A 23696-nucleotide genomic window follows, 5' to 3' on the forward strand; every position below is an offset into this window, starting at 1 on the left:
ATCCGCCGCTACATCATCTGGCGAAACCGCCACGCCGACGACCGGCACCTACGCGCCGTCGTCGACAGGGCGAACGTTGCCTGATGCGGCACTAGAGCGCCCGCCGCATCGCGCGGTGCGGGATGCCCGCGTCCGGGAACTCGGGGCCGTACACCTCGTAGCCGAGACGCTCGTAGAAGCCGAGCGCATGGGTCTGGGCGTGCAGGTCGACGGCCGTGAGGCCGCGCTCGCGCGCCGCGTCCTCGATCGCGCGGACCAGCGCCGCACCGACCCCGAGACCGCGCGCGGCCCGGGAGACGGCCAGACGGCCGAGCGAGCCGACCGAGGTGTCCGAGCCGGTCTTGCCCAGCGCGTCGGCGCCGTGCAGCAGCCGGCCGGTGCCCAGCGGCAGCCCGTCCTCGCGCACGGCGAGGACGTGGACGGCGGTCTCGTCGTAGCGGTCGTACTCGATCTCCTGCGGCACGTTCTGCTCGACGACGAAGACCTCGCGGCGGACCGTGAAGCAGGCCTCCCGGTCCTCCGGTCCTGTCGCCTCGCGGACCTCGTATCCCGTGCTCACGCGCTCTCCGCCGCGATCCGGTCCAGGGCGTTCTGCAGGTCCGCCGGGTACGTGCTCTCGAACTCCACCCAGCGCCCGTCCGACGGGTGCTCGAAGCCGAGGCGTACGGCGTGCAGCCACTGACGCGTCAGCCCGAGCCGCTTGGCCATCGTCGGGTCCGCGCCGTAGGTGAGGTCGCCGACGCAGGGGTGGCGGTGTGCCGACATGTGCACGCGGATCTGGTGCGTACGGCCGGTCTCCAGCTTGATGTCGAGCAGCGAGGCCGCGCGGTACGCCTCGATCAGGTCGTAGTGCGTCACCGAGGGCTTGCCCTCGGCGGTGACGGCCCACTTGTAGTCGTGCTGGGGGTGGCGCCCGATCGGGGCGTCGATCGTGCCGCTCATCGGGTCCGGGTGCCCCTGGACCAGCGCGTGGTAGCGCTTGTCGACGACCCGCTCCTTGAACTGCGCCTTGAGCAGCGTGTACGCCCGCTCGGACTTGGCGACGACCATGAGTCCCGACGTACCGACGTCGAGGCGGTGCACGATCCCCTGGCGCTCGGCGGCGCCGGAGGTGGAGATGCGGTACCCGGCGGCGGCGAGGCCGCCGATGACCGTCGTCCCGGTCCAGCCGGGGCTCGGGTGCGCGGCGACCCCGATCGGCTTCATGATCACGACGATGTCGTCGTCGTCGTGGATGATCTCCATGCCCTCGACGGGCTCGGCCACGATCTGCACCGGCGCCGGGGCCCCGGGCATCTCGACCTCGAGCCACGCGCCGCCGCTGACCCGCTCGGATTTGCCGACGACGGCGCCGTCGACCTGGACCTTGCCGGAGGCGGCCAGCTCCGCCGCCTTCGTACGGGAGAACCCGAACATCCGGGCGATGGCGGCGTCGACGCGCTCGCCCTCCAGGCCATCGGGAACGGGCAGGGTGCGGATCTCGGAACTCGTACTCACCCGTCGAGTATGCCTTGTCAGTCCTTGTGGACGGTGCCGTCGGGGTCCAGGCCCCGGAACGACAGGATGACGATCAGGAAGCCGCCGCAGACGATCGCCGAGTCCGCGAGGTTGAAGACGGCGAAGTGCGCGGGCGCGATGAAGTCCACGACCGCGCCCTCGAAGACGCCCGGCGAGCGGAAGATCCGGTCGGTCAGATTGCCCAGCGCACCGCCGAGCAGCAGACCGAGCGCGATCGCCCACCACGTGCTGTAGAGCTTGCGCGCCAGCCGGATGATCACGACGATCACGGCGGCCGCGATGAAGGTGAAGATGATCGTGAAGGCCTCACCCATGCCGAAGGCGGCGCCCGGGTTCCGGATCGCCTCGAACCTCAGCACGTCGCCGATCACCTGGATCGGCTCGTGGCCCTCCAGCTTGGCGACCACGAGCATCTTGCTTCCGAGGTCGAGCAGGTACGCGACGAGCGCCACGGCCAGCAGCGCGACGATCTTGCGCCGGCCCTTCGGCTGCTCGTCCGCGGCCGGGGCCGCGGCCTCGCCGCCCGAGCCGTCCGCGTCTGAATCCGGCGTACCGATGATGCGCTCCGCCTCTGCCACGTGAGTCCCTCAACCTAGGTGCCCTGACTGTGCACGAGGGTACGGCACACCCCTTCGGGCCCGTCAGCCGCGGCGCTCCTGCTTCTGCTTGTCCTCGACACAGAGAGTGGCCCGCGGGAACGCCTGCATGCGCGCCTTGCCGATCGGCTTGCCGCACACCTCGCAGAGGCCGTACGTGCCCGCGTCGAGGCGCTCCAGGGCGTGCTCGGACTGTTCCAGCATCTCGCGGGCGTTGGCGGCCAGGGCGAGCTCGTGCTCGCGGGTGATGTTCTTGGTGCCGGTGTCGGCCTGGTCGTCTCCGGCGCCGTCGCCGGAGTCCCGCATGAGGCCGGTCAGCTCCTCCCGGGAGTGGAGCAGCTCGGCCCGGAGGCGGAGAACCTCGCTCTCGAGCCCGGCCCGGGCCTCCGCGACCTCCGCGGGCGTCCAGGGGTCCTCACCGGGGCGTACGGCGAGCTCACCGGCGCGCGCCGGAGGGACCGCGGCCTCGCCCTCTGCCGTCGTGACGCCACCCGCGGTCTTCTTAGCTGCCACTGTCGCGGCTCCTGTCTGCTTCACGTGCGCCGCGGATGCGGCCTTCTTCTTGGCTGCGGTCTTCTTGGCCGCGGTCTTCTTGGCCGCGGTCTTCTTCGCGACCGCCTTGCCGGCGGCCGGGGCCTTCTCGGCCGCCGAGGCCTTCCTCGTCGGCGGAGCCTTCGTGGCGGCCGCCTTCTCGGCCGGGGTCTTCCTGGCGGAGCTCTTCCTGGCGGAGGCGTCGGCCTTGGTCGACTTCTCGGCGGTCCTCTCGGCTGTCTTCTCGGCCGCCGGCTCTGCCGTCACCCCGCTCTCGCTCTGCGCCGTGGTCTTCGCCGTGCTCTTCGTCGTCGTCCTGCGCGCCGGGGCCTTCTTCGCTGCCGCCTTCTTCGCGACCGTCGACTTCTTGCCGGTGACGTCCTTGGCCGCCCCGTCCACACCGGTGGATCCGGCGGTCGAGGTCTTCTTCGCGGCGGTCTTCTTCGCCACCATGTCGCGGCCCCTTCACATTTTGTGATCTTGCTCGCGAATCGTGCTGGGACGATAAATCGGCCCAAGGCCCGCGGCAACGGGGCACGCCGCCGTTCGCACCCGCCCCATGCCACCGGCAAGGCGAGTCTGCATCCGTTGTGCCCAGCTCTCCGCCCCGTAATCCGCCCCGCGGGGGCCGGTGAAGTCCGGCCACGGCCGTATGGCCATTCGGGTCATGCGCGGTCGCCCCGCGCGCCGCCGGAAAAGCGGTCCGCCGTGCGGCTTCCGGCCCCGTACACTGGGCTGAGCGAAAGGCTTGGATGGGGACGAGTAGCGTCGTACGCAGCCATGAGCGACCCGGGGACGGTGAGAGCCCGGGGGCGAGCCCGATGTGAAGCATCACCCCGGAGCCGCCGGAAGAAAGCCGTCAGGCGACTAGAACCGGCATCGCGACCCCAATGAGGGGGCCACGGGCGACGCACGTCCGGGGCCAAGGAGGGTGGTACCGCGGGAGCCGCGCAGCACGGCGCTCTCGTCCCTCCGGACGGAAACGAAGCAGTCCGCCGGAGGAAGATCGATGACGCAGTACCGCCAGGTGCCCGCCCAGGTCGACCTGCCCGCGCTCGAGCACGCCGTGCTCGATTTCTGGCGCGAGAGCAAGGTCTTCGCCAAGACCCTGGAGCAGTCCGAGGGCCGCCCCGAGTGGGTGTTCTACGAGGGCCCGCCGACCGCCAACGGCATGCCCGGCGCCCACCACATCGAGGCCCGCGTCTTCAAGGACGTCTTCCCCCGCTTCCGGACCATGCGCGGCTACCACGTGGCCCGCAAGGCCGGCTGGGACTGCCACGGCCTCCCGGTCGAGCTCGCCGTCGAGAAGGAGCTCGGCTTCGCCGGCAAGAAGGACATCGAGGAATACGGCATCGCCGCGTTCAACGACAAGTGCCGCGAGTCCGTGACCCGCCACACCGACGCCTTCGCCGAACTCACGACGCGCATGGGCTACTGGGTCGACCTGGACGACGCGTACCGGACGATGGACCCCGAGTACATCGAGTCGGTCTGGTGGTCGCTCAAGCAGATCTTCGACAAGGGCCTGCTCGTCCAGGACCACCGCGTCGCCCCCTGGTGCCCGCGCTGCGGCACCGGCCTGTCGGACCACGAGCTGGCGCAGGGGTACGAGACGGTCGTCGACCCCTCCGTCTTCGTCCGCTTCCCGCTGACCTCCGGCCCGCTGGCCGGCCAGGCGGCGCTCCTGGTCTGGACGACGACCCCGTGGACCCTGGTCTCCAACACGGCGGTCGCCGCGCACCCCGAGGTCACGTACGTCGTCGCGACCGACGGCGAGGAGAAGCTCGTCGTCGCCGCGCCGCTGGTCGAGAAGGCGCTCGGCGAGGGCTGGGTCACCACGGGCGAGTCCTTCACGGGCGCGGAGATGGAGCGCTGGACGTACCAGCGCCCCTTCGAGCTGGTCGACTTCCCGAGCGCCGGCGAGGGAAGCAACGAGCGCGGCCCGTCCGGGGCGCACTACGTCGTCAACGCGGAGTACGTCACGACCGAGGACGGCACGGGTCTGGTCCACCAGTCCCCCGCCTTCGGTGAGGACGACCTCAAGGTCTGCCGCGCCTACGGCCTGCCGGTCGTGAACCCGGTCCGCCCCGACGGCACCTTCGAGGAGGACGTGCCGCTGGTCGGCGGTGTCTTCTTCAAGAAGGCCGACGAGCAGCTGACCGCCGACCTGGACGCGCGCGGCCTGCTCTTCAAGCACATCCCGTACGAGCACAGCTACCCGCACTGCTGGCGCTGCCACACGGCGCTGCTCTACTACGCGCAGCCGTCCTGGTACATCCGTACGACCGCCGTGAAGGACCGCCTTCTCGAGGAGAACGAGAAGACGAACTGGTTCCCCGACTCGGTCAAGCACGGCCGCTTCGGCGACTGGCTGAACAACAACATCGACTGGGCGCTCTCCCGCAGCCGCTACTGGGGCACGCCGCTGCCGCTGTGGCGCTGCGAGGACGGCCATCTGACGTGCGTGGGCTCGCGCGCCGAGCTGACCGAGCTGACGGGCTCGGACCAGTCCGAGCTCGACCCGCACCGCCCGTACATCGACGCGGTGACCTTCCCCTGCCCGAGCTGCTCGAAGACGGCGACGCGCGTGCCGGAGGTCATCGACGCCTGGTACGACTCGGGCTCGATGCCGTTCGCGCAGTGGGGCTACCCGTACAAGAACAAGGAACTCTTCGAGTCCCGGTACCCTGCGCAGTTCATCTCCGAGGCCATCGACCAGACGCGTGGGTGGTTCTACACGCTGATGGCGGTCGGCACGCTGGTCTTCGACAGGTCGTCGTACGAGAACGTGGTCTGCCTGGGCCACATCCTCGCCGAGGACGGCCGCAAGATGTCCAAGCACCTGGGCAACATCCTGCAGCCGATCCCGCTGATGGACCAGCACGGCGCGGACGCGGTCCGCTGGTTCATGGCGGCCGGTGGCTCCCCGTGGGCGGCGCGCCGGGTCGGCCACGGCACGATCCAGGAGGTGGTGCGGAAGACCCTCCTCACCTACTGGAACACGGTCGCCTTCCAGGCGCTGTACGCCCGTACGTCCGGCTGGGCGCCGAGCGCGTCCGACCCTGCGCCGGCGGAGCGCTCGGTCCTGGACAAGTGGCTCCTGTCCGAGCTGAACACGCTGGTCTCCGAAGTCACGCAGGCGCTGGAGTCGTACGACACGCAGCGGGCGGGCAAGCTGATCTCCGCGTTCGTGGACGACCTGTCGAACTGGTACGTGCGGCGCTCGCGCCGCCGGTTCTGGCAGGGCGACAAGGCGGCGCTGCGCACCCTGCACGACGTGGTGGAGACGGTCACGCGCCTGATGGCCCCGCTGACCCCCTTCATCACGGAGCGGGTCTGGCAGGACCTGGTGGTCCCCGTGACCCCGGACGCCCCGGAGTCGGTCCACCTCGCGACGTGGCCGGAGCCGGACCAGGCGTTGGTCGACCCGACACTCTCCACGCAGATGACGCTGGTCCGCCGCCTGGTCGAGCTGGGCCGGGCGACGCGGGCGGAGTCGGGCGTGAAGACCCGCCAGCCGCTCTCCCGGGCCCTGGTCGCGGCGACGGGCTTCACCGACCTCTCCCCGGAGCTGCGGGCCCAGATCACGGAGGAGCTGAACGTCACGTCCGTGGCCTCCCTCTCCGAGGTCGGCGGCTCGCTGGTCGACACGTCGGCGAAGGCGAACTTCCGCGCGCTGGGCAAGCGCTTCGGCAAGGGCGTCCAGGACGTGGCGAAGGCGGTCGCGGCGGCGGACGCGGCGGAGCTGTCGCTGGCGCTGCGCCAGGCGGGCGAGGCGACGCTGGAGGTGAACGGCGAGACGATCTTCGTCACCCCCGAGGAGATCATCATCACGGAGACGCCCCGTGAAGGCTGGTCGGTCGCCTCGGACGCGGGCGCGACGGTCGCCCTGGACCTCGAGATCACCCCGGAGCTGCGGAAGGCGGGCCTGGCCCGGGACGCGATCCGCTTGATCCAGGAGGCCCGCAAGAACAGCGGCCTGGACGTGGCGGACCGGATCGCCCTGCGCTGGGCGTCGGAGTCCCCCGAGACGACGGAGGCCCTGACGGCCCACGCGGAGCTGATCGCGGACGAGGTCCTGGCGACGGACTTCGCGACCACCACCCCGGACACCACGTTCGGCCCGCCGTTCACCGACGAAGGCCTGTCCCTGACCTTCAGCCTCCGCAAGGCGTAACCGGCGACGACGAGCGGCCCGGCCCCCGCGTGGGGGCCGGGCTTCTCCGTTCCCCCCACCCCTCCCCGACATTCTGACGAGACGGGGGCCTCCCGCCCCCGCAGGCGGCGCGAAGCTGCCGCTCCCCCAAGGCCGTGGGGGCCGAGCCCCACAGCGATCCCCGCCCCGGTTCGGGTGGGCGCGGGAGCCTTCGGCGCGAAGCCGCCGACCCACACGGGCACGGCCCCGGAGCCGCCCTCCCCCGACGCGGCCGGTCCCACCGGGCCCCGGCCCGAAGCCACCCCGCTCGCGCAAAGCAGCCGCCCTCCCCCGACGCAGCCGGCCCCACCGGGCCCCGGCCCCCCTAAACCCCCCCAGCCTGCGCGGAGTTGTCGGCCCACGGGATCACGGGGCAGGCACGCGCCCACGGGAGCACGGGGCAGGCACGCGCCCACGGGATCACGGGGCAGGCACGCGCCCACGGGAGCACGGGGCAGGCACGGGCCCACGAGGGCACGGGGCCCGCGGGAGCACGAGGGCACGGGGGCGGGGCACGGGCCCACGAGGGCACGGGCCCACGAGGGCAGGGGGCACGGGGCGGACTCCCCTCCGCGGCCACCCGGTCCGGGGCGGAGCCCCGGGCCCGGGGAAGGAGCCCGCCGCAGGCGGCCCCACCCACGCAAAAAGGCCGGGCCCCTGGTTTCCCAGGGGCCCGGCCTTCAGCCTGCCGACGGCTACGCGCTCACCGCGCGAACCGCCGCCGTCAGTTGTCGTCCTCGTCGATCAGGAAGCCACGCATCGGCGCCGGCGCCTGCTGCATCGGCTGCGGCGCCTGCGGACGGACCGGAGCCATCGGCTGGGTCATCGCCGGCGACATCTGCTGCTGGCCACCGTAGGACGGGGCACCGCCCATGGACGGGGGGCCGCCCATCGAGCCGTTGCCGCCGTACGACGGCGCACCCGCACCCGCCGAGGCCATCGAGGGCGACGGCGGCAGGGAGGCCGTGGCGGGCGTCCGCGGCGGAGCCAGCGAGTCGTCCGCCTGGGTCTCCAGCTGGCGCAGCTGCGACTCCAGGTACGACTTCAGACGCGTGCGGTACTCGCGCTCGAAGCCGCGCAGGTCCTCGACCTTGCGCTCCAGCGTCGCGCGAGCGGACTCCAGCGAGCCCATCGCGACGCGGTGCTTCTCCTGCGCGTCCCGCTCCAGCGCGTCGGCCTTGGCGCGGGCGTCCCGCTCCAAGCCCTCGGCGCGCGAGCGCGCCTCGCCGACGATCTTGTTGGCCTCGGAACGGGCCTCTGCGATCGCCTGGTCGGCCGTCTGCTGGGCCAGCGAGAGGACACGGGCGGCGCTGTCGCCACCAGGGCCCTGCTGGGGCTGCTGCATCGGCTGCTGCATCTGCTGCTGGGGGTGCCCCATGGGGCCGCCCATCGGCTGACCCATCGGGCCGCCCTGCATCGGGCCGGGGCCCATCGGGCCACCCTGCATCGGGCCGGGGCCGTGGCCACCGGGACCGGCGGGAAGCTGAGGCGCACCGGACGGCAACTGCGGCGGCCCCATCTGCGGGGGCTGCTGCTGGACGGGCGGTCCGGATATGGCGGCGGGCACCGGGGCGCCGGGACCGACGGGACGATCCTGCTGCTCCGGGGGCTTGCGCATACCCTGCTGCTGCTGGTTCTGCGCAGCGGCACGCGTCGCCGCGGCCAGCTTGGCCCGCAGGTCCTCGTTCTCGCGGAGCAGGCGGGTCAGTTCGGCTTCGACCTCGTCGAGGAAGGCATCGACCTCGTCCTCGTCATAGCCTTCTCGAAGGCGGACGGTCGTGAACTGCTTGTTCCGCACGTCCTCGGGGGTCAGCGGCATCTCTTCTTCACCTCTACGTAGTCGTCGGCAGTCGGCAAGACCGTATCGTCCACATTCACCTCGCGAAGCCGCTCACGATGGAGATCAGGATGTAGACGATGATCATCAGAACGAAGAAGGACAGGTCAAGTGCCACGCCCCCGAGACGCAACGGCGGGATGACCCGCCGCAGAAGCTTGAGCGGTGGATCGGTGACAGTGTAGGTGGCCTCCAGAACGACCACCATCGCCTTACCGGGTTGCCATGAACGTGCGAACTGAAAGACGTAGTCCATGACCAACCGGAAGATCAGCACGATGAGGAAGCACATCAGAGCGATGTAGACCACTTGTAGTGCGACGCCCATCCCGCGCTTCCCTCTCCCCTGGCTCTCGTGCTCTCACTTGCCCGGCCCTGCGGCCGGCCGTTCCGGTCTTCGTTTTCTCAGCTCTGGTTGAAGAATCCGCCCTCTGCGATCCGGGCCTTGTCCTCCGCCGTGACATCGACGTTAGCAGGCGACAACAGGAACACCTTCTGCGTCACGCGCTCAATGCTGCCATGGAGCCCGAAGACGAGTCCGGCGGCAAAGTCGACAAGTCGCTTCGCGTCCGTGTCGTCCATCTCCGTGAGGTTCATGATCACCGGAGTGCCCTCACGGAAGTGTTCCCCGATGGTACGGGCTTCGTTGTAGGTCCTCGGGTGCAGTGTGGTGATGCGGTACGGCTCCCGCTCGGACACGACCTTGGGCATGATCACCGGTGCGTTCTTCTCCAGGCTCGGGCGTTCGGGTGTGATGGACGCCACGGGGGCGATTCGAGCCGGACGTCCGCTTTCGGCGGACAGCGAGGCGGCGTGGGCGACCGGCTCGCGCGGCGTGGGCTGCTGCACCACACGCATCGGTTCCTCGCGCTCCACCTGGCGCGGGGGCTGATGGCGTCGCTCGCGCTCGGGTTCCGGTTCCAGCTCGGGTTCGAAGTCGTCGTCGGGGTCGAACCCCCGGCCGTCGTACCCATCGTCCTCCACGAGGCCGAGGTAGACCGCCATCTTGCGCATCGCGCCGGCCATTCTCTGAGTCCTCCGCTCTGTGGTGGATCGGCCTCGTCACCAAGTGCCCGTGATCCACGAGGTCTGCCCGCCGACCGGCGGGAATGACCATATTTTCTGCTGTGGTCCGACTTGCTTGGCGACGTTACCCGAGCCTGGGGCGGACACCCAGTACCGCAGTACCGATGCGCACATGTGTCGCTCCGGCCGCCACAGCGTCCTCGAGGTCCGCACTCATCCCCGCGGACACCATGTTCGCAGCCGGACGGGTCGCGCGCAGGAGAGTCGACAAATCCATCAGGCGGTCGAACGCCGCACGTTGGCGGCCCGCGAAGGGGCCGGCGAGCGGCGCGACGGTCATCAGTCCGTCGAGCCTCAGCCCGGGTGCGGCGTCCACGGCGGCGGCCAACTCCTCGACGCCGTCCGGCGACACGCCGCCCCGCTCGCCGCGCTCGCCCGACTCGGCGTCGAGCGCGACCTGGACGAGGCAGCCGAGTTCGCGGCCCGACCTCTCGGCCGCCGCCGCGAGGGCGGTGACCAGCTTCAAACGGTCGACGGACTGCACGACATCCGCATAAGTCGTCACAGAGCGGACCTTGTTCGTCTGCAACTGGCCGACGAAGTGCCAGCGGAGGTCCAGATCCGCGCAGGCCGCGGCCTTGGGGGCGGCGTCCTGGTCGCGGTTCTCGGCGACGTCCCGTACACCGAGTTCGTGCAGGATGCGCACATCGCTCGCGGGGTAGGTCTTGGTGACCACGATCAGGGTCACGTCTTCCCGCATGCGGCCGGCGGAGGCACAGGCGGCAGAGATACGTTCCTCCACCCGCGCCAGGTTCTCGGCGAGTTCCGACTTACGGTCCGTCATATCCGTCCAACCAGACATATCCCGCGAGTCGACCTGTGGTGCGATCGCGGCGGTACGAGTAGTGGTCACCCGACTCGCGCGTGCAGACCCCGCTGGCCTGCCGGTCCCGGATCCCGAGCCGCTCCAACTGGACGTGGACCCCGGCGGTGACGTCGACTGCCGGGGTACCCCAGCTCGTCTCGGCGAACGCGGCCGGCTCGACCGCGGCCACCTCGGCGCGCATCGCCTCCGGCACCTCGTAGCAGCGCCCGCATACGGCGGGGCCGGTACGGGCGGTGATCCGGGCCGGGTCGGCGCCGAGTTCGATCATGGCCTTCACCGCGGCCGGCACGACCCCGGCGACCATCCCGGGCCGCCCGGCGTGGGCGGCTGCCACGACCCCGGCGACGGGATCGGCGAGAAGGACCGGCGTGCAGTCGGCGGTGAGGACCGCGAGGGGGAGTCCGCGCCGGGTGGTGACGATCGCGTCGACCCGGGGAACCGGCCGGTCACCCCAGGGCTCGTCGACCACCGCGACATCCGGCCCGTGCACCTGGTTCATCCAGACGACACGCCCGGGGTCGATCCCCAGCGCCCCGGCCGCCCGGGCCCGGTTGACGCGTACGGCCTCGGGGTCGTCCCCCACCGCGCCGCCGAGGTTGAGCTCCTCGTACGGAACGGCGCTCACCCCGCCCCACCTGTCGGTGAAGGCGAAGTGCGCGCCGCTCACGGGTTCGAGCTGCTCTATCACTTCAAGAAGTCCGGAACGTCCAGCTCTTCGGCCTGGGTGTCCGGGTACGGGCGGGCCGGCGGGACGACCGGCGGAACGGCCGGCGGCAGCGTGGTCTCCGCGGAGGCCGCCGGGGCGGGCTCGGCCGGGGCGGCCGGCTCGTCCCGGGGGGCGACGGTGCCGAGACCGCCGAGCGGGCGCTCGGTGGCGCGCGGCGCGGGGGCCGGCTCCTCGCGCTTGGCCGAGGCCGAGCTGAGGATGTTGTCACGGCGGGCCGGCGGCTGACCGCCGTCGAAGCCCGCCGCGATGACCGTGACCCGTACCTCGTCGCCCAGGGCGTCGTCGATGACGGCACCGAAGATGATGTTGGCCTCGGGGTGAGCGGCCTCGCTCACCAGCTGCGCGGCCTCGTTGATCTCGAAGAGACCGAGGTCCGAGCCGCCGGAGATGGAGAGCAGCACGCCACGGGCGCCGTCGATGGACGCCTCCAGGAGCGGCGAGGAGATCGCCATCTCGGCCGCCGCGACCGCGCGGTCGTCGCCGCGGGCGGAGCCGATGCCCATGAGGGCCGAACCGGCCTCGGACATGACCGACTTGACGTCGGCGAAGTCGAGGTTGATCAGACCCGGGGTGGTGATGAGGTCGGTGATGCCCTGCACACCGCTCAGCAGCACCTGGTCGGCCGACTTGAAGGCGTCGAGCACGGAGACCTGGCGGTCCGAGATCGAGAGCAGCCGGTCGTTCGGGATGACGATGAGGGTGTCGACCTCTTCGCGGAGCTCGGCGATGCCGTCCTCCGCCTGGTTGGCCCGACGGCGTCCCTCGAAGGTGAACGGCCGGGTGACCACACCGATCGTCAGGGCGCCGAGCGAGCGCGCGATGTTGGCCACGACGGGTGCGCCGCCGGTGCCGGTGCCGCCACCTTCGCCGGCGGTGACGAAGACCATGTCGGCCCCCTTGAGGACCTCCTCGATCTCCTCACGGTGGTCCTCTGCCGCCTTGCGACCGACTGCCGGGTTCGCCCCGGCCCCGAGGCCACGGGTGAGTTCACGGCCGACGTCGAGCTTGACGTCGGCGTCGCTCATCAACAGCGCTTGCGCGTCGGTGTTGATCGCGATGAACTCGACGCCCTTGAGACCGACCTCGATCATTCGGTTGATGGCATTGACACCACCGCCGCCGACACCGATGACCTTGATGACTGCGAGGTAGTTCTGCGGTGCTGCCACGTCGAAGGCCTCTCGCCTCGAGTTACGTGTCGCCGCTTCGCGGTGGTAGTCGCGCTGCGACGACGGATGCCGATGGGACGGTCCGAAACGCCGACCCAAACCCTAACGTTGAAGTTTAGGGTTACCAGTGTCTCTGTTCGCTGGACTCTTCCGAACAGGACACTAAGTCGACACGTGGCGCACGTTCAACGAACACGCCGAACCTCCCGTTTTTCTTTTCACCCTATGTGATCACCCGTAGCGCTGGCCAACCAGGGTGCTGGCCAGCGGGAATGGGCGTCAACTCCCCGAGGTGGCGGGGGCTGTGGGGGCGCTTACATCGAAGTGCCCCGCTTTGGGCGTCGCTTTCATCAGGGCGGTGAGTACGCGGGCCTTGACGGCACCCTCCTCACCGCTGCCCCAGAACACCGTACGGCCGCCACTGAGCTCCAGAGTGATGGAGTCGTACGAGGTGATCTCGACGACACGAGTGTCCCGGGCGATTTTCCCGGGGAGTTCGCCCGTCACGCCCACGGCCTCCAGCAGGAGCCGGTCCTCGCCGAAGCGGCGCAGGCTCGGCGCGGAGGCGGCCCTCAGGACGAGTTCGGGTACGCCTGGGGGCGCTTTGTCCACGGTGGCGAATCGCGTTCCGGTGGAGTCCACTTCCGTGAACTTTCCGCCCTTTTCCACCACCAGAACCGGCTTCCGTTCCGTCACTTTCAGACCGATTCCATCCGGCCAGGACCGCGCGACCTCGACCGTGTCGATTCGGGGCAGTTCGCGCAGCAGTCGTGCCTCGATGGCGTCGGTGTCGACGGAGACGAGCGGGGATCCGATCGGCACGGCGGCGACCGCCTTCACCTCACGGGGTGTCAGGATCCGCGTTCCGGAGGTCGTCACGCGTTCCACGCGCAGCCAGGACGAGCCGTAGAGCGCCCAGACTCCGCCGGCCACGATCAGGACGAGGGAGAGCGCGACCAGCAGGACCCGCGGTCCGGGCACCCGGAATCCACCGTTCCGAGCGCCCGTCCCCACCGGCCGTTCCGACGACGCCTTCGGCTCGCGTGCGCCGCGCTTCTCCGCGGTCGTCGGTCCGGACACGTCCTCTCTCCTTCCCTTCGAGGCTCACCCGCCTCCGGGCGCCCCGCGCGCCCTTCGGCGCGCTCGCCTCAGCGCGCGGCGATCGCGTCGTACACCATGCCGACGAGCAGGTCGTCGGCGTCCCTGCGGCCGAACTCGGCGGCGGCGCGGGACATCTCGTACAGCCGGTGCGGATCGGACAGTACGGGCAGGACGTTGCCCTGCACCCACTGCGGCGACAGCTCCGCGTCATCGACCAGCAGTCCGCCGCCCGCCTTGACCACCGGCTGGGCGTTGAGCCGCTGTTCGCCGTTGCCGATGGGCAGCGGGACGTACGCGGCGGGCAGCCCGACGGCGGAGAGTTCGGCGACGGTCATCGCGCCCGCGCGGCAGAGCATCATGTCCGCCGCCGCGTACGCGAGATCCATCCGGTCCACGTACGGTACCGGGACGTACGGTGGCATCCCGGGCATGTTGTCGACACGCGGCACCTCGTTCTTCGGGCCGACCGCGTGCAGGATCTGGATGCCGGAGCGCTGGAGCACGGGCGCGATCTGCTGGATGACCTCGTTGAGCCGGCGTGCGCCCTGCGAGCCGCCGGAGACGAGCAGCGTCGGCAGGTTCGGGTCGAGACCGAAGGCGGCGCGCGCCTCGGGCCGGACCCGGGCCCGGTCGAGGGTGGCGATGGTGTGCCGCAGCGGGATGCCGATGTAACGGGCGCCCCGAAGCTTGGAGTCCGGGGTGGCGACGGCGACCCCGGCCGCGTAGCGCGAGCCGATCTTGTTGGCGAGGCCCGGCCGGGCGTTGGCCTCGTGGACCACGATCGGCACTCCGAGGCGCTTGGCCGCGAGATAGCCGGGCAGAGCCACGTAGCCACCGAAGCCGACCACGCAGTCCGCCATGGTGCGCTCCAGGACCTGCTCGGCCGCCTTGATGGTGCCGCGCAGCCGTCCGGGGACGGTGATCAGCTCAGGGGTGGGCTTGCGCGGCAGCGGCACGGCGGGGATGAGCGCCAGCTCGTAGCCCCGTTCGGGGACGAGTCGGGTCTCCAGGCCCTTCTCCGTGCCGAGCGCCGTGATACCCACGCTCGGGTCCTGCCTGCGCAGGGCGTCCGCGAGGGCGAGCGCGGGCTCGATGTGGCCGGCGGTCCCCCCACCGGCGAGTACGACATGCACCGAAATTCACCGCTCTCCGGACGGACGCTTCTTGACGCGCCGTCGCATCGACTTCCATCTCACCCCGGCCCGCCTACCCCAGCCGGGGCGCCGCATGGCCAGGGCCGCTTTCGCGGCGGGTTCCTGTCGCGCGAAGGCGATGAGGAGCCCGACGGCGAACATGGTCGGCAGCAGGGCCGACCCTCCGTAGGAGAACAGCGGGAGCGGGACCCCGGCGATCGGCAGCAGACCGAGCACCGCACCGACGTTGATCACGGCCTGGGCCGTGATCCACGTGGTCACACCTCCCGCGGCGTACCTCACGAAGGGGTCCTCCGTGCGTCCGGCCACGCGGATACCCGCATAGCCTAGAGCCGCGAACAGGGCGAGTACCGACAGCGTCCCCGCCAGACCCAGTTCCTCCCCGGTGACGGCGAAGATGAAGTCGGTGTGCGCTTCGGGTAGTTGGCCCCATTTTTCCACACTGGCACCGAGACCGGAACCGAACCATCCGCCCGAGGCCAGAGCATAGATCCCATGAGCGGCCTGGAGACAGGGGGCGCCCTCCCCTCCGGGGTCGGTGGCACCGATGCAGGCGAACCGCCTCAGCCGGTTGTCGCTGGTCGTGATCAGCAGGTATCCGATGGCCCCCGCCACCGCCAGCACGCCGACGAAGAGCCTGGTGGGCGCGCCGGCCGTCCACAGCAGCCCGAAGAGGATCGCGGTCAGCACGATCGCCGTGCCCATGTCCCCGCCGAGCATGATGAGCCCGAGCAGCAGGAACGCCGCGGGAACCAGCGGCACCAGCATGTGCTTCCACTGCGTGAGCAGTTTCGTGTCCTGCTTGCGGGCCAGCAGGTCGGCGCCCCACAGGATGAGGGCCAGCTTGCCGAACTCGCTGGGCTGCAGCATGAAAGGGCCGCCCAGCGAGATCCAGTTCTGGTTGCCGCCGACCGACCGCCCTATCCCCGGGATCTGCACGAGCACCATCAGGAAGACCGCGCCGACGAGGATCGGGTACGCGAGCGCCCGGTGCAGCTTCACGGGCATCCGGGAGGCCACCAGGAGAAGCACCGAGCCGAGGACGGCGGCGAAGAACTGCTTGCGGAAGAAGTACGAGGGCACGAGGTCGTACCGGAGTGCCGTGATCATCGAGGCGCTGTAGACCATCACCAGGCCGAGCGCGGTGATGAGCAGGGCGGCGCCGAGGATGACGTAGTACGCGGTGAGCGGCCGGTCCCAGGCCCGCCGCGCCTGCTCGTACATCCGCCGTGCGCCGCCGGCCCGGGAGGCGCGCGGCGGCGCGGGAACGCGGCCTCCACCACGGACGGCGGAGGGCCGACGGGTCCCGGCGGTTCTGCTCGGCATGGTCGCTGTCCCCTCCAGTCGTGCCCGGCGCTGCCGGACCTCCTTGCTGGTCAGGTCAGTCGCGCCCGGCCACGGCGAGGGCGCGGACCGCGTCCGCGAAGGCCTCGCCGCGCTTGTTGTAATCGGCGAACATGTCCATCGAGGCGCAGGCCGGGGCCAGCAGGACCGTGTCGCCCGGCCGCGCGAGCCGGGACGCCTCCTCGACCGCCGCGGACATCGCCCCAGTGTCGGTCCGGTCGAGGTCCACGACCGGGACCTCGGGGGCGTGTCGCGCCAGGGCTTCGCGGATCAGCGCCCGGTCGGCGCCGATGAGGACGACCCCGCGAAGACGCTTCGCCGACGTGGCCACGATCTCGTCGAAGGCCGCGCCCTTGGCGAGGCCGCCGGCGATCCAGACGATCGGGTCGTAGGCCGCCAACGAGGCTTCCGCGGCATGGGTGTTGGTCGCCTTGGAGTCGTCGACGTAGACGACTCCCTGGATCTCCTCGACCAGTTCGATGCGGTGCGGGTCGGGCCGGAAGGCCCGCAGCCCGTCTCGTACGGCCCTCGGCTCGACGCCGAAGGCGCGGGCGAGAGCGGCCGCGGCGAGCGCGTTGGCGATGTTGTGCGGGGCCGGCGGCTGGACGTCCGCGACCTCGGCGAGCTCCTGGGCCTGCTTCTGCCGGTTCTCGACGAAGGCCCGGTCGACGAGGATGCCCTCGACGACGCCGAGCTGGGACGGGCCGGGGGTGCCGAGGGTGAAGCCGATGGCCCGGCAGCCCTCCTCGACGTCCGCCTCGCGGACCAGGTCCTCGGTGACCTTGTCGGCCACGCTGTAGACGCAGGCCACGGTGTTGCCCTCGTAGATCCGGCCCTTGTCGGCGGCGTACGCCTCCATGGTGCCGTGCCAGTCGAGGTGGTCGGGCGCCAGGTTGAGCACGGCGGCCGAGTGGGCCCGCAGGCTCGGGGCCCAGTGGAGCTGGTAGCTGGAGAGCTCGACGGCGAGGACGTCGTACGTCTCCTCGCCGAGCACGGCGTCGAGGAGCGAGACCCCGATGTTCCCGACGGCGGCGGTCCGCAGCCCGGCGGCCTGGAGGATCGAGGCGAGCATCCGCACGGTCGTGGTCTTGCCGTTGGTGCCGGTCACGGCGAGCCAGGGAGCGGCGCCCTCCGGTCGCCCACCGCCGCCCTTGCCGGACTGCGCTGCGCGCAGGCTCTCCCCGTGGCCACGCAGACGCCAGGCGAGCTCGACATCGCCCCAGATCTCCACGCCCGCCTCGGCGGCGGCCGCGAAGAGCGGTTTGTCGGGCCGCCAGCCGGGGGCGGTGACGACCAGCTCGGTGCCCTCGGGCAGGGTGTCGCCGTCGCCGAGGCGGACGGTGATCCCGCCTTCCCGTCGCCCACCGCCATCCTTGTCCGGGGCGCTGTGCGCCGCCGCCCAGGACCGCAGCTCCTCGGCCTGCGCCCGGGAGCGCTCGTCGTCGCCGTCGTTGACGACGGTCACGACGGCCCCCAGGCGATGCAGGGCCCGGGCGGCGGGGATCCCGGAGACACCGAGACCCGCGACGGTGACCCTCTTGCCGTTCCAGCTCACTTTTCGGATGCCCATCCCGCGTAGAAGAGGCCCAGGCCCACGATCACGCACATGCCCTGGATGATCCAGAACCGGACGACGACCAGGACCTCCGACCACCCCTTGAGTTCGAAGTGGTGCTGGAGCGGGGCCATCCGGAAGACGCGCTTGCCGGTCATCTTGAACGAGCCGACCTGGATGACCACCGACATGGTGATCAGCACGAACAGGCCGCCGAGCAGGGCGAGCAGCAGCTCGGTACGGGAGCAGATGGCGAGACCGGCGAGCGCGCCGCCGAGGGCCAGCGAGCCGGTGTCGCCCATGAAGATCTTGGCCGGCGAGGTGTTCCACCACAGGAAGCCGAAGCAGGCACCCATGAGGGCGGAGGCGACGACCGCCAGGTCGAGCGGGTCGCGGACCTCGAAGCAGGCGTTGGGGTTGGTCAGGGTGACCGCGTTGGCGCAGGACTCCTGGAACTGCCACAGACCGATGAACGTGTACGCGCCGAAGACCATCACCGACGCGCCGGTGGCCAGGCCGTCCAGACCGTCCGTCAGGTTCACGCCGTTGGACATGGCCAGGATCATGAAGAGCGCCCAGACCACGAACAGCACCGGCCCGATGGCCCAGCCGAAGTCGGTGATGAAGGAGAGCTTCGTGGAGGCGGGGGTGAGCCCGCGCAGGTCCGCGAACTGCAGGGAGAGCACGGCGAAGGCGATGCCGACGATCAGCTGGCCGGCCATCTTCGCCTTGGCCCGCAGACCCAGCGAACGCTGCTTGACGATCTTGATGTAGTCGTCGAGGAAGCCGACGAGGCCCATGCCGGTCATCAGGAAGAGGACGAGCACACCCGAGTACGTCGGGTCCTCACCGGTGATGACCTTGGCGAGCGCGTACGCGATGAGCGTGGCCAGGATGAAGGAGATACCGCCCATGGTGGGCGTGCCCTTCTTGCCGGCGTGGCCGCGCGGGCCGTCGTCGCGGATGAACTGTCCGTACCCCTTGCGGGCAAGGAGCTTGATGAGCAGCGGGGTGCCGATCAGGGTCAGGAAGAGCCCGATGGCTCCCGCGAAGAGGATCTGCCTCATCGGCCCGTGACCTCGCTCTCGGAGTCGAGCAGTGCCAGGGCGACCTGCTCAAGACCGACAGACCTAGAAGCCTTCACAAGGACGACGTCCCCCGGGCGCAGCTCTCTGCGCAACAGGTCGACAGCCGCCTGCGCGTCGGACACGTGCACCGACTCCTCACCCCACGAACCCTCGTTATATGCGCCCAGTTGCAGCCAGGACGCTTCCCTGTCCCCTACTGCCACGAGCTTGCTGACGTTGAGCCGGACGGCGAGCCGTCCGACCGCGTCGTGCTCGGCGAGCGATGCGTCTCCGAGCTCGGCCATCTTGCCGAGCACCGCCCACGTCCGGCCCCCCTGGGCCTGTGCGGCCCGACCCATGGCCGCGAGCGCGCGCAGAGCGGCTCGCATGGACTCGGGGTTCGCGTTGTAGGCGTCGTTGACGATCGTCACGCCGTCCGGACGCTCGGTGACCTCCATGCGCCAGCGCGACAGGGTGCCCGCCTCCGAGAGCGCGGTGGCGATCTCCTCGACGGGCATGCCCAGCTCATGGGCGACGGCGGCCGCGGCGAGCGCGTTCGACACGTGGTGCTCACCGTACAGGCGCAAGGTCACGTCACTGCACCCGGTGGGTGTGTGAAGCTTGAAAGAGGGCTGTCCGTTTGCTGTGAGGCGGACATTCTCGGCACGTACGACCGCTTCGTCCGACTCTCCGAAGAGCGTCACGCGCGCCCGGGTCCGTTCGGCCATGGCCCGGACGAGCGGGTCGTCGGCGTTGAGGACGGCCACACCGCCCCGGTCGGCCGGCGGGAGCGCCTCGACGAGTTCGCCCTTCGCCTGGGCGATCTGCTCGCGGCCGCCGAACTCGCCGATGTGGGCGGTGCCCACGTTGAGGACGAGTCCGATGCGCGGCGGGGTCAGTCCGGTGAGGTAGCGGATGTGACCGATGCCGCGGGCGCCCATTTCGAGGACCAGGTGCCTGGTCTCGTCGCTCGCGCGCAGCGCCGTCAGAGGGAGCCCGATCTCGTTGTTGAGCGAGCCGGGCGTCCACACGGTGGGTGCGTGGCGGTCGAGGACCTGGGCGATCAGGTCCTTGGTGGAGGTCTTGCCGGCCGAGCCGGTCAGCGCGACGACATCGGTGCCGAGGCGTTCGACGACGGCGCGGGCGAGGGCGCCGAGGGCCGCCTGGACGTCGTCCACGACGATGGCCGGTACGCCGACGGGGCGGGCGGCCAGCACGGCTGCCGCGCCCGCCTCGACGGCGCGGGCCGCGTAGTCGTGGCCGTCGACCTGTTCGCCGGCGAAGGCGGCGAACAGGCTGCCGGGCTTCACCTCACGGGAGTCGATGACGACGGGACCGGTGATCCGGACGGCCGGATCCGGTATGTCGTACGACTGCCCGCCGACGATTTCGACGATCTCGGCGAGGGAGAGGGCGATCACAACTTATCCCTGACTGTTCTTGAGGCTGCGTACGTCCCGCTGATCGGCGCATCGCGCCGCGAGCGCTGCGTGCAGGACCTGGCGGTCGTCGAACGGGCGGACCACCCCGGCGATGTCCTGACCCTGCTCGTGGCCCTTGCCGGCGACGAGCACGGTGTCGCCGGGCTCGGCACGGGCCACGGCCGCGGCGATGGCCGCGGCGCGGTCGGCGTCGACCAGGACGTCGCCGCGCTCGTGGGCGGGCACCTCGGCGGCGCCGGCGAGCATCGCGGCGAGGATCGCGAGGGGGTCCTCGGAACGGGGGTTGTCCGAGGTCAGTACGGCGGTGTCGGCGAGGCGGGCCGCCGCGGCGCCCATCGGGCCGCGCTTGGTGGTGTCCCGGTCGCCGCCGCAGCCGATGACGATGTGCACCTTCCCCTCGGTGACCTTGCGCAGCGAGCGCAGGACCGATTCGACGGCGTCCGTCTTGTGGGCGTAGTCGACGACCGCGAGGTACGGCTGGCCGGCGTCGACGCGCTCCAGCCGGCCGGGGACGCCGGGGACGGCGGCGACACCGTCGGCAGCGGTCTGCGGGTCGATCCCGGCGACGGCCAGGGTGACGATCGCGGCCAGGGTGTTGGCGACGTTGAACGGGCCGGGCAGCGGCGCCGTGGCGGAGATCCGCTCGCCCTCGGGGCCGACGACCGTGAACGTGGAGCCGTGGGAGCCGATCTCGACGGCCTCGGCGCGCCAGTCGGCGTCCGGGTGGCCCTCGGCGGAGAAGGTGACGACCGGGACGCCGGCCTCCCCGGCGAGCCGGCGGCCGTAGGCGTCGTCGAGGTTGACCACACCGCGCCTGCTGCGCTCCGGGGTGAAGAGCTGCGCCTTGGCCGCGAAGTAGTCCTCCATGTCGGAGTGGAACTCCATGTGCTCCGGGCTGAGGTTGTTGAAGACGGCGACGTCGAAGACGCAGCCGTCGACCCGGCCGAGCACGAGGGCGTGGCTGGAGACCTCCATCGCGACCGCGTCGACCCCGCGTTCGCGCATCACGGCGAACAGGGCCTGGAGGTCGGTGGCTTCGGGGGTCGTACGCTCCGACTTGATGCGCTCGTCGCCGATCCGCATCTCGACGGTGCCGATGAGGCCGCTCCTGCGCCCGGCCGCCTTGAGGCCGCCCTCCACGAGGTAGGCCGTGGTGGTCTTGCCCGAGGTGCCGGTGATGCCGATCTGGAGGAGGTCCTCGCCCGGCCGGCCGTAGATCTCGGCGGCGAGCTCGCCCATCCGTCCGCGCGGGTTCTCCACGACCAGGACCGGCAGGCCGGTCGCGGCGGCGCGTTCGGCGCCGGCCGGGTCGGTGAGGATCGCGGCGGCGCCGAGGCCGGCGGCCTGGGCGGCGAAGTCGGCGCCGTGCAGCCGGGCGCCGGGGAGGGCCGCGTACACGTCGCCGGGCCGTACCGCCCGCGAGTCGTGGGTGATACCCGTGACGGCGGCGTCGCCGGACGTCTCGGTCCCGAGCCGGGCGGCCAGGTCGCCCAGGGGTGTCGGGCGGGCCTGCTCCGGGCGGGGCGGGGCGGTTCGGTACTGATCAGCGTGTGGCACGGCGGTGAGCGTACCGGGCCCACCCGCCGCGGGGCCAAAAGAGGCCGGGGCGTCGCCGGAGTTCGATTTCCGGTTCCCGGAATCTGGGGTGATCGTGCTCACTGGTACTCCCGGGGTGTCACTCGCTGTCCTTGAACATGACCGGCAGTCGGGCGGGCTCGCTGCCCGTCGGGGCCACATGGAGCGTCTTGAGGGCGAACTCCATGACCTTCTTGTAGATGGGGCCGCAGATCTGGCCGCCGAAGTAGCTGCCCTTGGTGGGGTTCTGGATGGCGCAGTAGACGGTGATCTGCGGGTCGTCGGCCGGCGCGAAGCCCGCGAACGAGGCGGTGTACCCCTTGTAGCGGCCGAGTTCGGGGTCGACGCGGTTGGCGGTTCCGGTCTTGCCCGCGACGCGGTAGCCGGGGATCCGGGCCTTGGTCCCGGTGCCCTCCTCGTCGCCGACGACGGACTCCAGCATCTGCGCGAGGGTCTTGGCGGTCTTGTCGCTGACCACCCGGGTCTCCTTCGGCGCGGGCGCGGGCGTGAAGCGGCCGTCGGGTCCCTTGGTGCCGCGGACGAGGGTGGGCTCGATCCGTACGCCTCCGTTGGCGATGGTCGAGTAGACCGAGGTGGCCTGCATGGCGTTGACCGAGAGGCCCTGGCCGAAGGGGATCGTGTACTGCTGCGAGGTCGACCAGTCCTGGGGCTTGGCGAGGATGCCCGGGGTCTCGCCGGGGTAGCCGAGCCCGGTGGGGCTGCCGATGCCGAACTTGCGCAGGTAGGAGTGGAGGACCCGGTTGGACTCGGCCTGGGTGTCGCCGAGCTGGCCGGTGGCCAGGATCGTGCCGATGTTGCTGGACTTGGCGAGGACGCCGTTGAGCGTCAGGTACCAGGTCGGGTGGTCGATGTCGTCCTTGAAGAGCCGGTCGCCCCGGTGAAGCCGGTTGGGGACGACGACATGGGTGGCGGGCGTCGCCACGCCCTCCTCCAGGACGGCGGCCATGGACATGACCTTGCTGGTGGAGCCGGGCTCGTAGGCGTCCTGGAGGGCCGCGTTGCCCATCGAGGCGGCGTTGGCCGCGGAGAGGTCGTTGGGGTCGAAGCCGGGGGTGTTGGCCATGGCCAGGACCTCGCCGGTCCTCGTGTTCTGCACTATGACGTAGCCGCGGTCGGCCTTGGACTTCTTCACCTGTTCGGTGATGGCCTGCTGGGCGGCCCACTGGATGTCCCGGTCGATGGTCAGCTCGATGTCCGAGCCGGGCACGGCCGGAGTGCCCCGGGAGCCCGCGGTGGGCACCTGGCGGCCGCCGGACTCGGCGAACCTGATCTTGCCCTCCTGGCCCGCGAGTTCCTTGTCGAGCATGGACTCCAGGCCGCCGGCGCCCCGCCCTTCGGCGTTGACGAAACCCAGTATCCCGGCGGCGAGCTCCCCGTTGGGGTACACGCGCTTGCTGCTGGGCTCGCTCAGGATGCCGCCGAGCAGGTTGACGCCGTTGCCGCCCTCGGAGGGCCTGGACTTCTGCCCGTAGACCTTCTTGAGGTCCTTGATCTGGTTCCAGACCTGCGGGGTCTGCTTGCGGGCCAGCAGGGTGTAGCGCGACTTGGGGGTACGCAGCTTCTTCGCCAGATCCGCGGGCTCCTTGCCCAGGAGCGGTGCGAGCAGCGCGGCGGCCTGCTCGGGGGCGTCCTGGACCTTGCTCTCCTCGGGGGTGAAGAGCTTGGGGTCGGCGGTGATGTCGTACGCGTCGACGCTGGCGGCCAGCGCGATCCCGGAGCGGTCGGTGATCTCGCCGCGCTCCGCGGAGAGCGTGTACTCCTGGTAGCGGTGCGCCTCGGCCTTCGCGGCCAGGGCGCTCGCGTCGACGGCCTGCACCTGGAGCAGGCGGACGACGAACACCAGCATCACGAGGGTCAGGCCGAGCGAGACGAGCCGCAGCCGGGGCTTCGGGCTGCCGAGCCGGATGGTGCGCGCCTTGGGCCGTGCGGGAGGCCGGGGCGCGGGCCTGCGC

At 71.0% G+C, this 23696-nt stretch carries 19 protein-coding genes and 1 pseudogene; 2 read left to right on the forward strand and 18 right to left on the reverse strand.

Annotated elements, in window-relative coordinates; genetic code table 11:
• Positions 1 to 84 (forward strand): annotated as a pseudogene (locus ACFUJR_RS33820) (transposase); the annotation flags it as partial.
• A gap of 7 nt (positions 85 to 91) precedes the next feature.
• On the opposite strand, the gene ACFUJR_RS33825 reads toward ACFUJR_RS33820, so the two are convergent.
• From ACFUJR_RS33825 to ACFUJR_RS33840, 4 genes are all read right to left on the reverse strand, one after another.
• Positions 92 to 559 (reverse strand): GNAT family N-acetyltransferase, encoded by a 468-nt coding sequence (locus tag ACFUJR_RS33825; RefSeq protein WP_383180200.1) that lies wholly within the window; start codon positions 557 to 559, stop codon positions 92 to 94.
• On the reverse strand, positions 556 to 1497 hold the full coding sequence (locus ACFUJR_RS33830; RefSeq protein WP_383180197.1) for an RluA family pseudouridine synthase: 942 nt from the start codon (positions 1495 to 1497) through the stop codon (positions 556 to 558). The genes ACFUJR_RS33825 and ACFUJR_RS33830 overlap by 4 nt, the downstream gene beginning before the upstream one ends.
• A 17-nt stretch (positions 1498 to 1514) precedes the next feature.
• Positions 1515 to 2096, reverse strand: a complete 582-nt coding sequence (gene lspA, locus ACFUJR_RS33835; protein WP_383180194.1) for a signal peptidase II — start codon at positions 2094 to 2096, stop codon at positions 1515 to 1517.
• Between the two features lie 63 nt (positions 2097 to 2159).
• The gene (locus ACFUJR_RS33840; protein ID WP_383180191.1) at positions 2160 to 3098 is read right to left on the reverse strand and encodes a TraR/DksA family transcriptional regulator; all 939 of its coding nucleotides are present in this window, start codon (positions 3096 to 3098) and stop codon (positions 2160 to 2162) included.
• Positions 3099 to 3654: 556 nt separating this feature from the next.
• On the opposite strand from ACFUJR_RS33840, the gene ileS reads away from it, so the two are divergent.
• Positions 3655 to 6822, forward strand: a complete 3168-nt coding sequence (gene ileS / locus ACFUJR_RS33845) for an isoleucine--tRNA ligase (RefSeq protein ID WP_383180188.1) — start codon at positions 3655 to 3657, stop codon at positions 6820 to 6822.
• A gap of 742 nt (positions 6823 to 7564) precedes the next feature.
• Here the strand turns inward: ileS and ACFUJR_RS33850 are convergent.
• The 14 genes from ACFUJR_RS33850 to ACFUJR_RS33915 all read right to left on the reverse strand — a co-directional run.
• Entirely contained in the window at positions 7565 to 8659 is a 1095-nt protein-coding gene (locus ACFUJR_RS33850) for a DivIVA domain-containing protein (protein WP_383172523.1), read from the reverse strand.
• A 55-nt stretch (positions 8660 to 8714) separates the two neighbouring features.
• Entirely contained in the window at positions 8715 to 9005 is a 291-nt protein-coding gene (locus tag ACFUJR_RS33855; protein ID WP_383172521.1) for a YggT family protein, read from the reverse strand.
• Positions 9006 to 9082: 77 nt separating this feature from the next.
• Positions 9083 to 9703 carry a cell division protein SepF gene (locus tag ACFUJR_RS33860; protein ID WP_383172519.1) on the reverse strand — a complete coding sequence of 207 codons (621 nt, stop codon included), beginning with the start codon at positions 9701 to 9703 and terminating at the stop codon, positions 9083 to 9085.
• A gap of 124 nt (positions 9704 to 9827) precedes the next feature.
• The gene (locus ACFUJR_RS33865; protein WP_383172518.1) at positions 9828 to 10547 is read right to left on the reverse strand and encodes a YggS family pyridoxal phosphate-dependent enzyme; all 720 of its coding nucleotides are present in this window, start codon (positions 10545 to 10547) and stop codon (positions 9828 to 9830) included.
• Positions 10534 to 11277 (reverse strand): peptidoglycan editing factor PgeF, encoded by a 744-nt coding sequence (gene pgeF, locus ACFUJR_RS33870; RefSeq protein WP_383172517.1) that lies wholly within the window; start codon positions 11275 to 11277, stop codon positions 10534 to 10536. The genes ACFUJR_RS33865 and pgeF overlap by 14 nt, the downstream gene beginning before the upstream one ends.
• The gene (ftsZ, locus tag ACFUJR_RS33875; RefSeq protein WP_383172515.1) at positions 11274 to 12485 is read right to left on the reverse strand and encodes a cell division protein FtsZ; all 1212 of its coding nucleotides are present in this window, start codon (positions 12483 to 12485) and stop codon (positions 11274 to 11276) included. The genes pgeF and ftsZ overlap by 4 nt, the downstream gene beginning before the upstream one ends.
• Positions 12486 to 12764: 279 nt before the next feature.
• Positions 12765 to 13565: a cell division protein FtsQ/DivIB gene (locus ACFUJR_RS33880; protein WP_383172513.1), complete on the reverse strand. Its 801-nt coding sequence runs from the start codon at positions 13563 to 13565 to the stop codon at positions 12765 to 12767.
• A 68-nt stretch (positions 13566 to 13633) separates the two neighbouring features.
• Positions 13634 to 14719, reverse strand: coding sequence for an undecaprenyldiphospho-muramoylpentapeptide beta-N-acetylglucosaminyltransferase (murG, locus tag ACFUJR_RS33885; protein ID WP_383172512.1), 1086 nt, complete (start codon positions 14717 to 14719; stop codon positions 13634 to 13636).
• Between the two features lie 6 nt (positions 14720 to 14725).
• Complete coding sequence (ftsW, locus tag ACFUJR_RS33890) at positions 14726 to 16066, reverse strand: putative lipid II flippase FtsW (RefSeq protein ID WP_383172510.1); 1341 nt, start codon at positions 16064 to 16066, stop codon at positions 14726 to 14728.
• 55 nt (positions 16067 to 16121) lie between these two features.
• Positions 16122 to 17654: a UDP-N-acetylmuramoyl-L-alanine--D-glutamate ligase gene (murD, locus tag ACFUJR_RS33895; RefSeq protein WP_383172509.1), complete on the reverse strand. Its 1533-nt coding sequence runs from the start codon at positions 17652 to 17654 to the stop codon at positions 16122 to 16124.
• Positions 17636 to 18706 carry a phospho-N-acetylmuramoyl-pentapeptide-transferase gene (gene mraY, locus ACFUJR_RS33900; RefSeq protein WP_383172508.1) on the reverse strand — a complete coding sequence of 357 codons (1071 nt, stop codon included), beginning with the start codon at positions 18704 to 18706 and terminating at the stop codon, positions 17636 to 17638. The genes murD and mraY overlap by 19 nt, the downstream gene beginning before the upstream one ends.
• Positions 18703 to 20127, reverse strand: coding sequence for a UDP-N-acetylmuramoyl-tripeptide--D-alanyl-D-alanine ligase (gene murF, locus ACFUJR_RS33905; RefSeq protein ID WP_383172506.1), 1425 nt, complete (start codon positions 20125 to 20127; stop codon positions 18703 to 18705). Before murF ends, mraY begins: the two co-directional genes overlap by 4 nt.
• Before the next feature lie 3 nt (positions 20128 to 20130).
• Entirely contained in the window at positions 20131 to 21807 is a 1677-nt protein-coding gene (locus ACFUJR_RS33910; protein WP_383172505.1) for a UDP-N-acetylmuramoyl-L-alanyl-D-glutamate--2,6-diaminopimelate ligase, read from the reverse strand.
• A gap of 16 nt (positions 21808 to 21823) precedes the next feature.
• Positions 21824 to 23696 (reverse strand): peptidoglycan D,D-transpeptidase FtsI family protein (locus ACFUJR_RS33915; RefSeq protein ID WP_383451058.1); only part of this gene is annotated, 1873 nt, incomplete at its 5' end.

This window comes from Streptomyces sp. NPDC057271 (genome assembly GCF_042668715.1).
Taxonomy (GTDB): Bacteria; Actinomycetota; Actinomycetes; order Streptomycetales; family Streptomycetaceae; genus Streptomyces.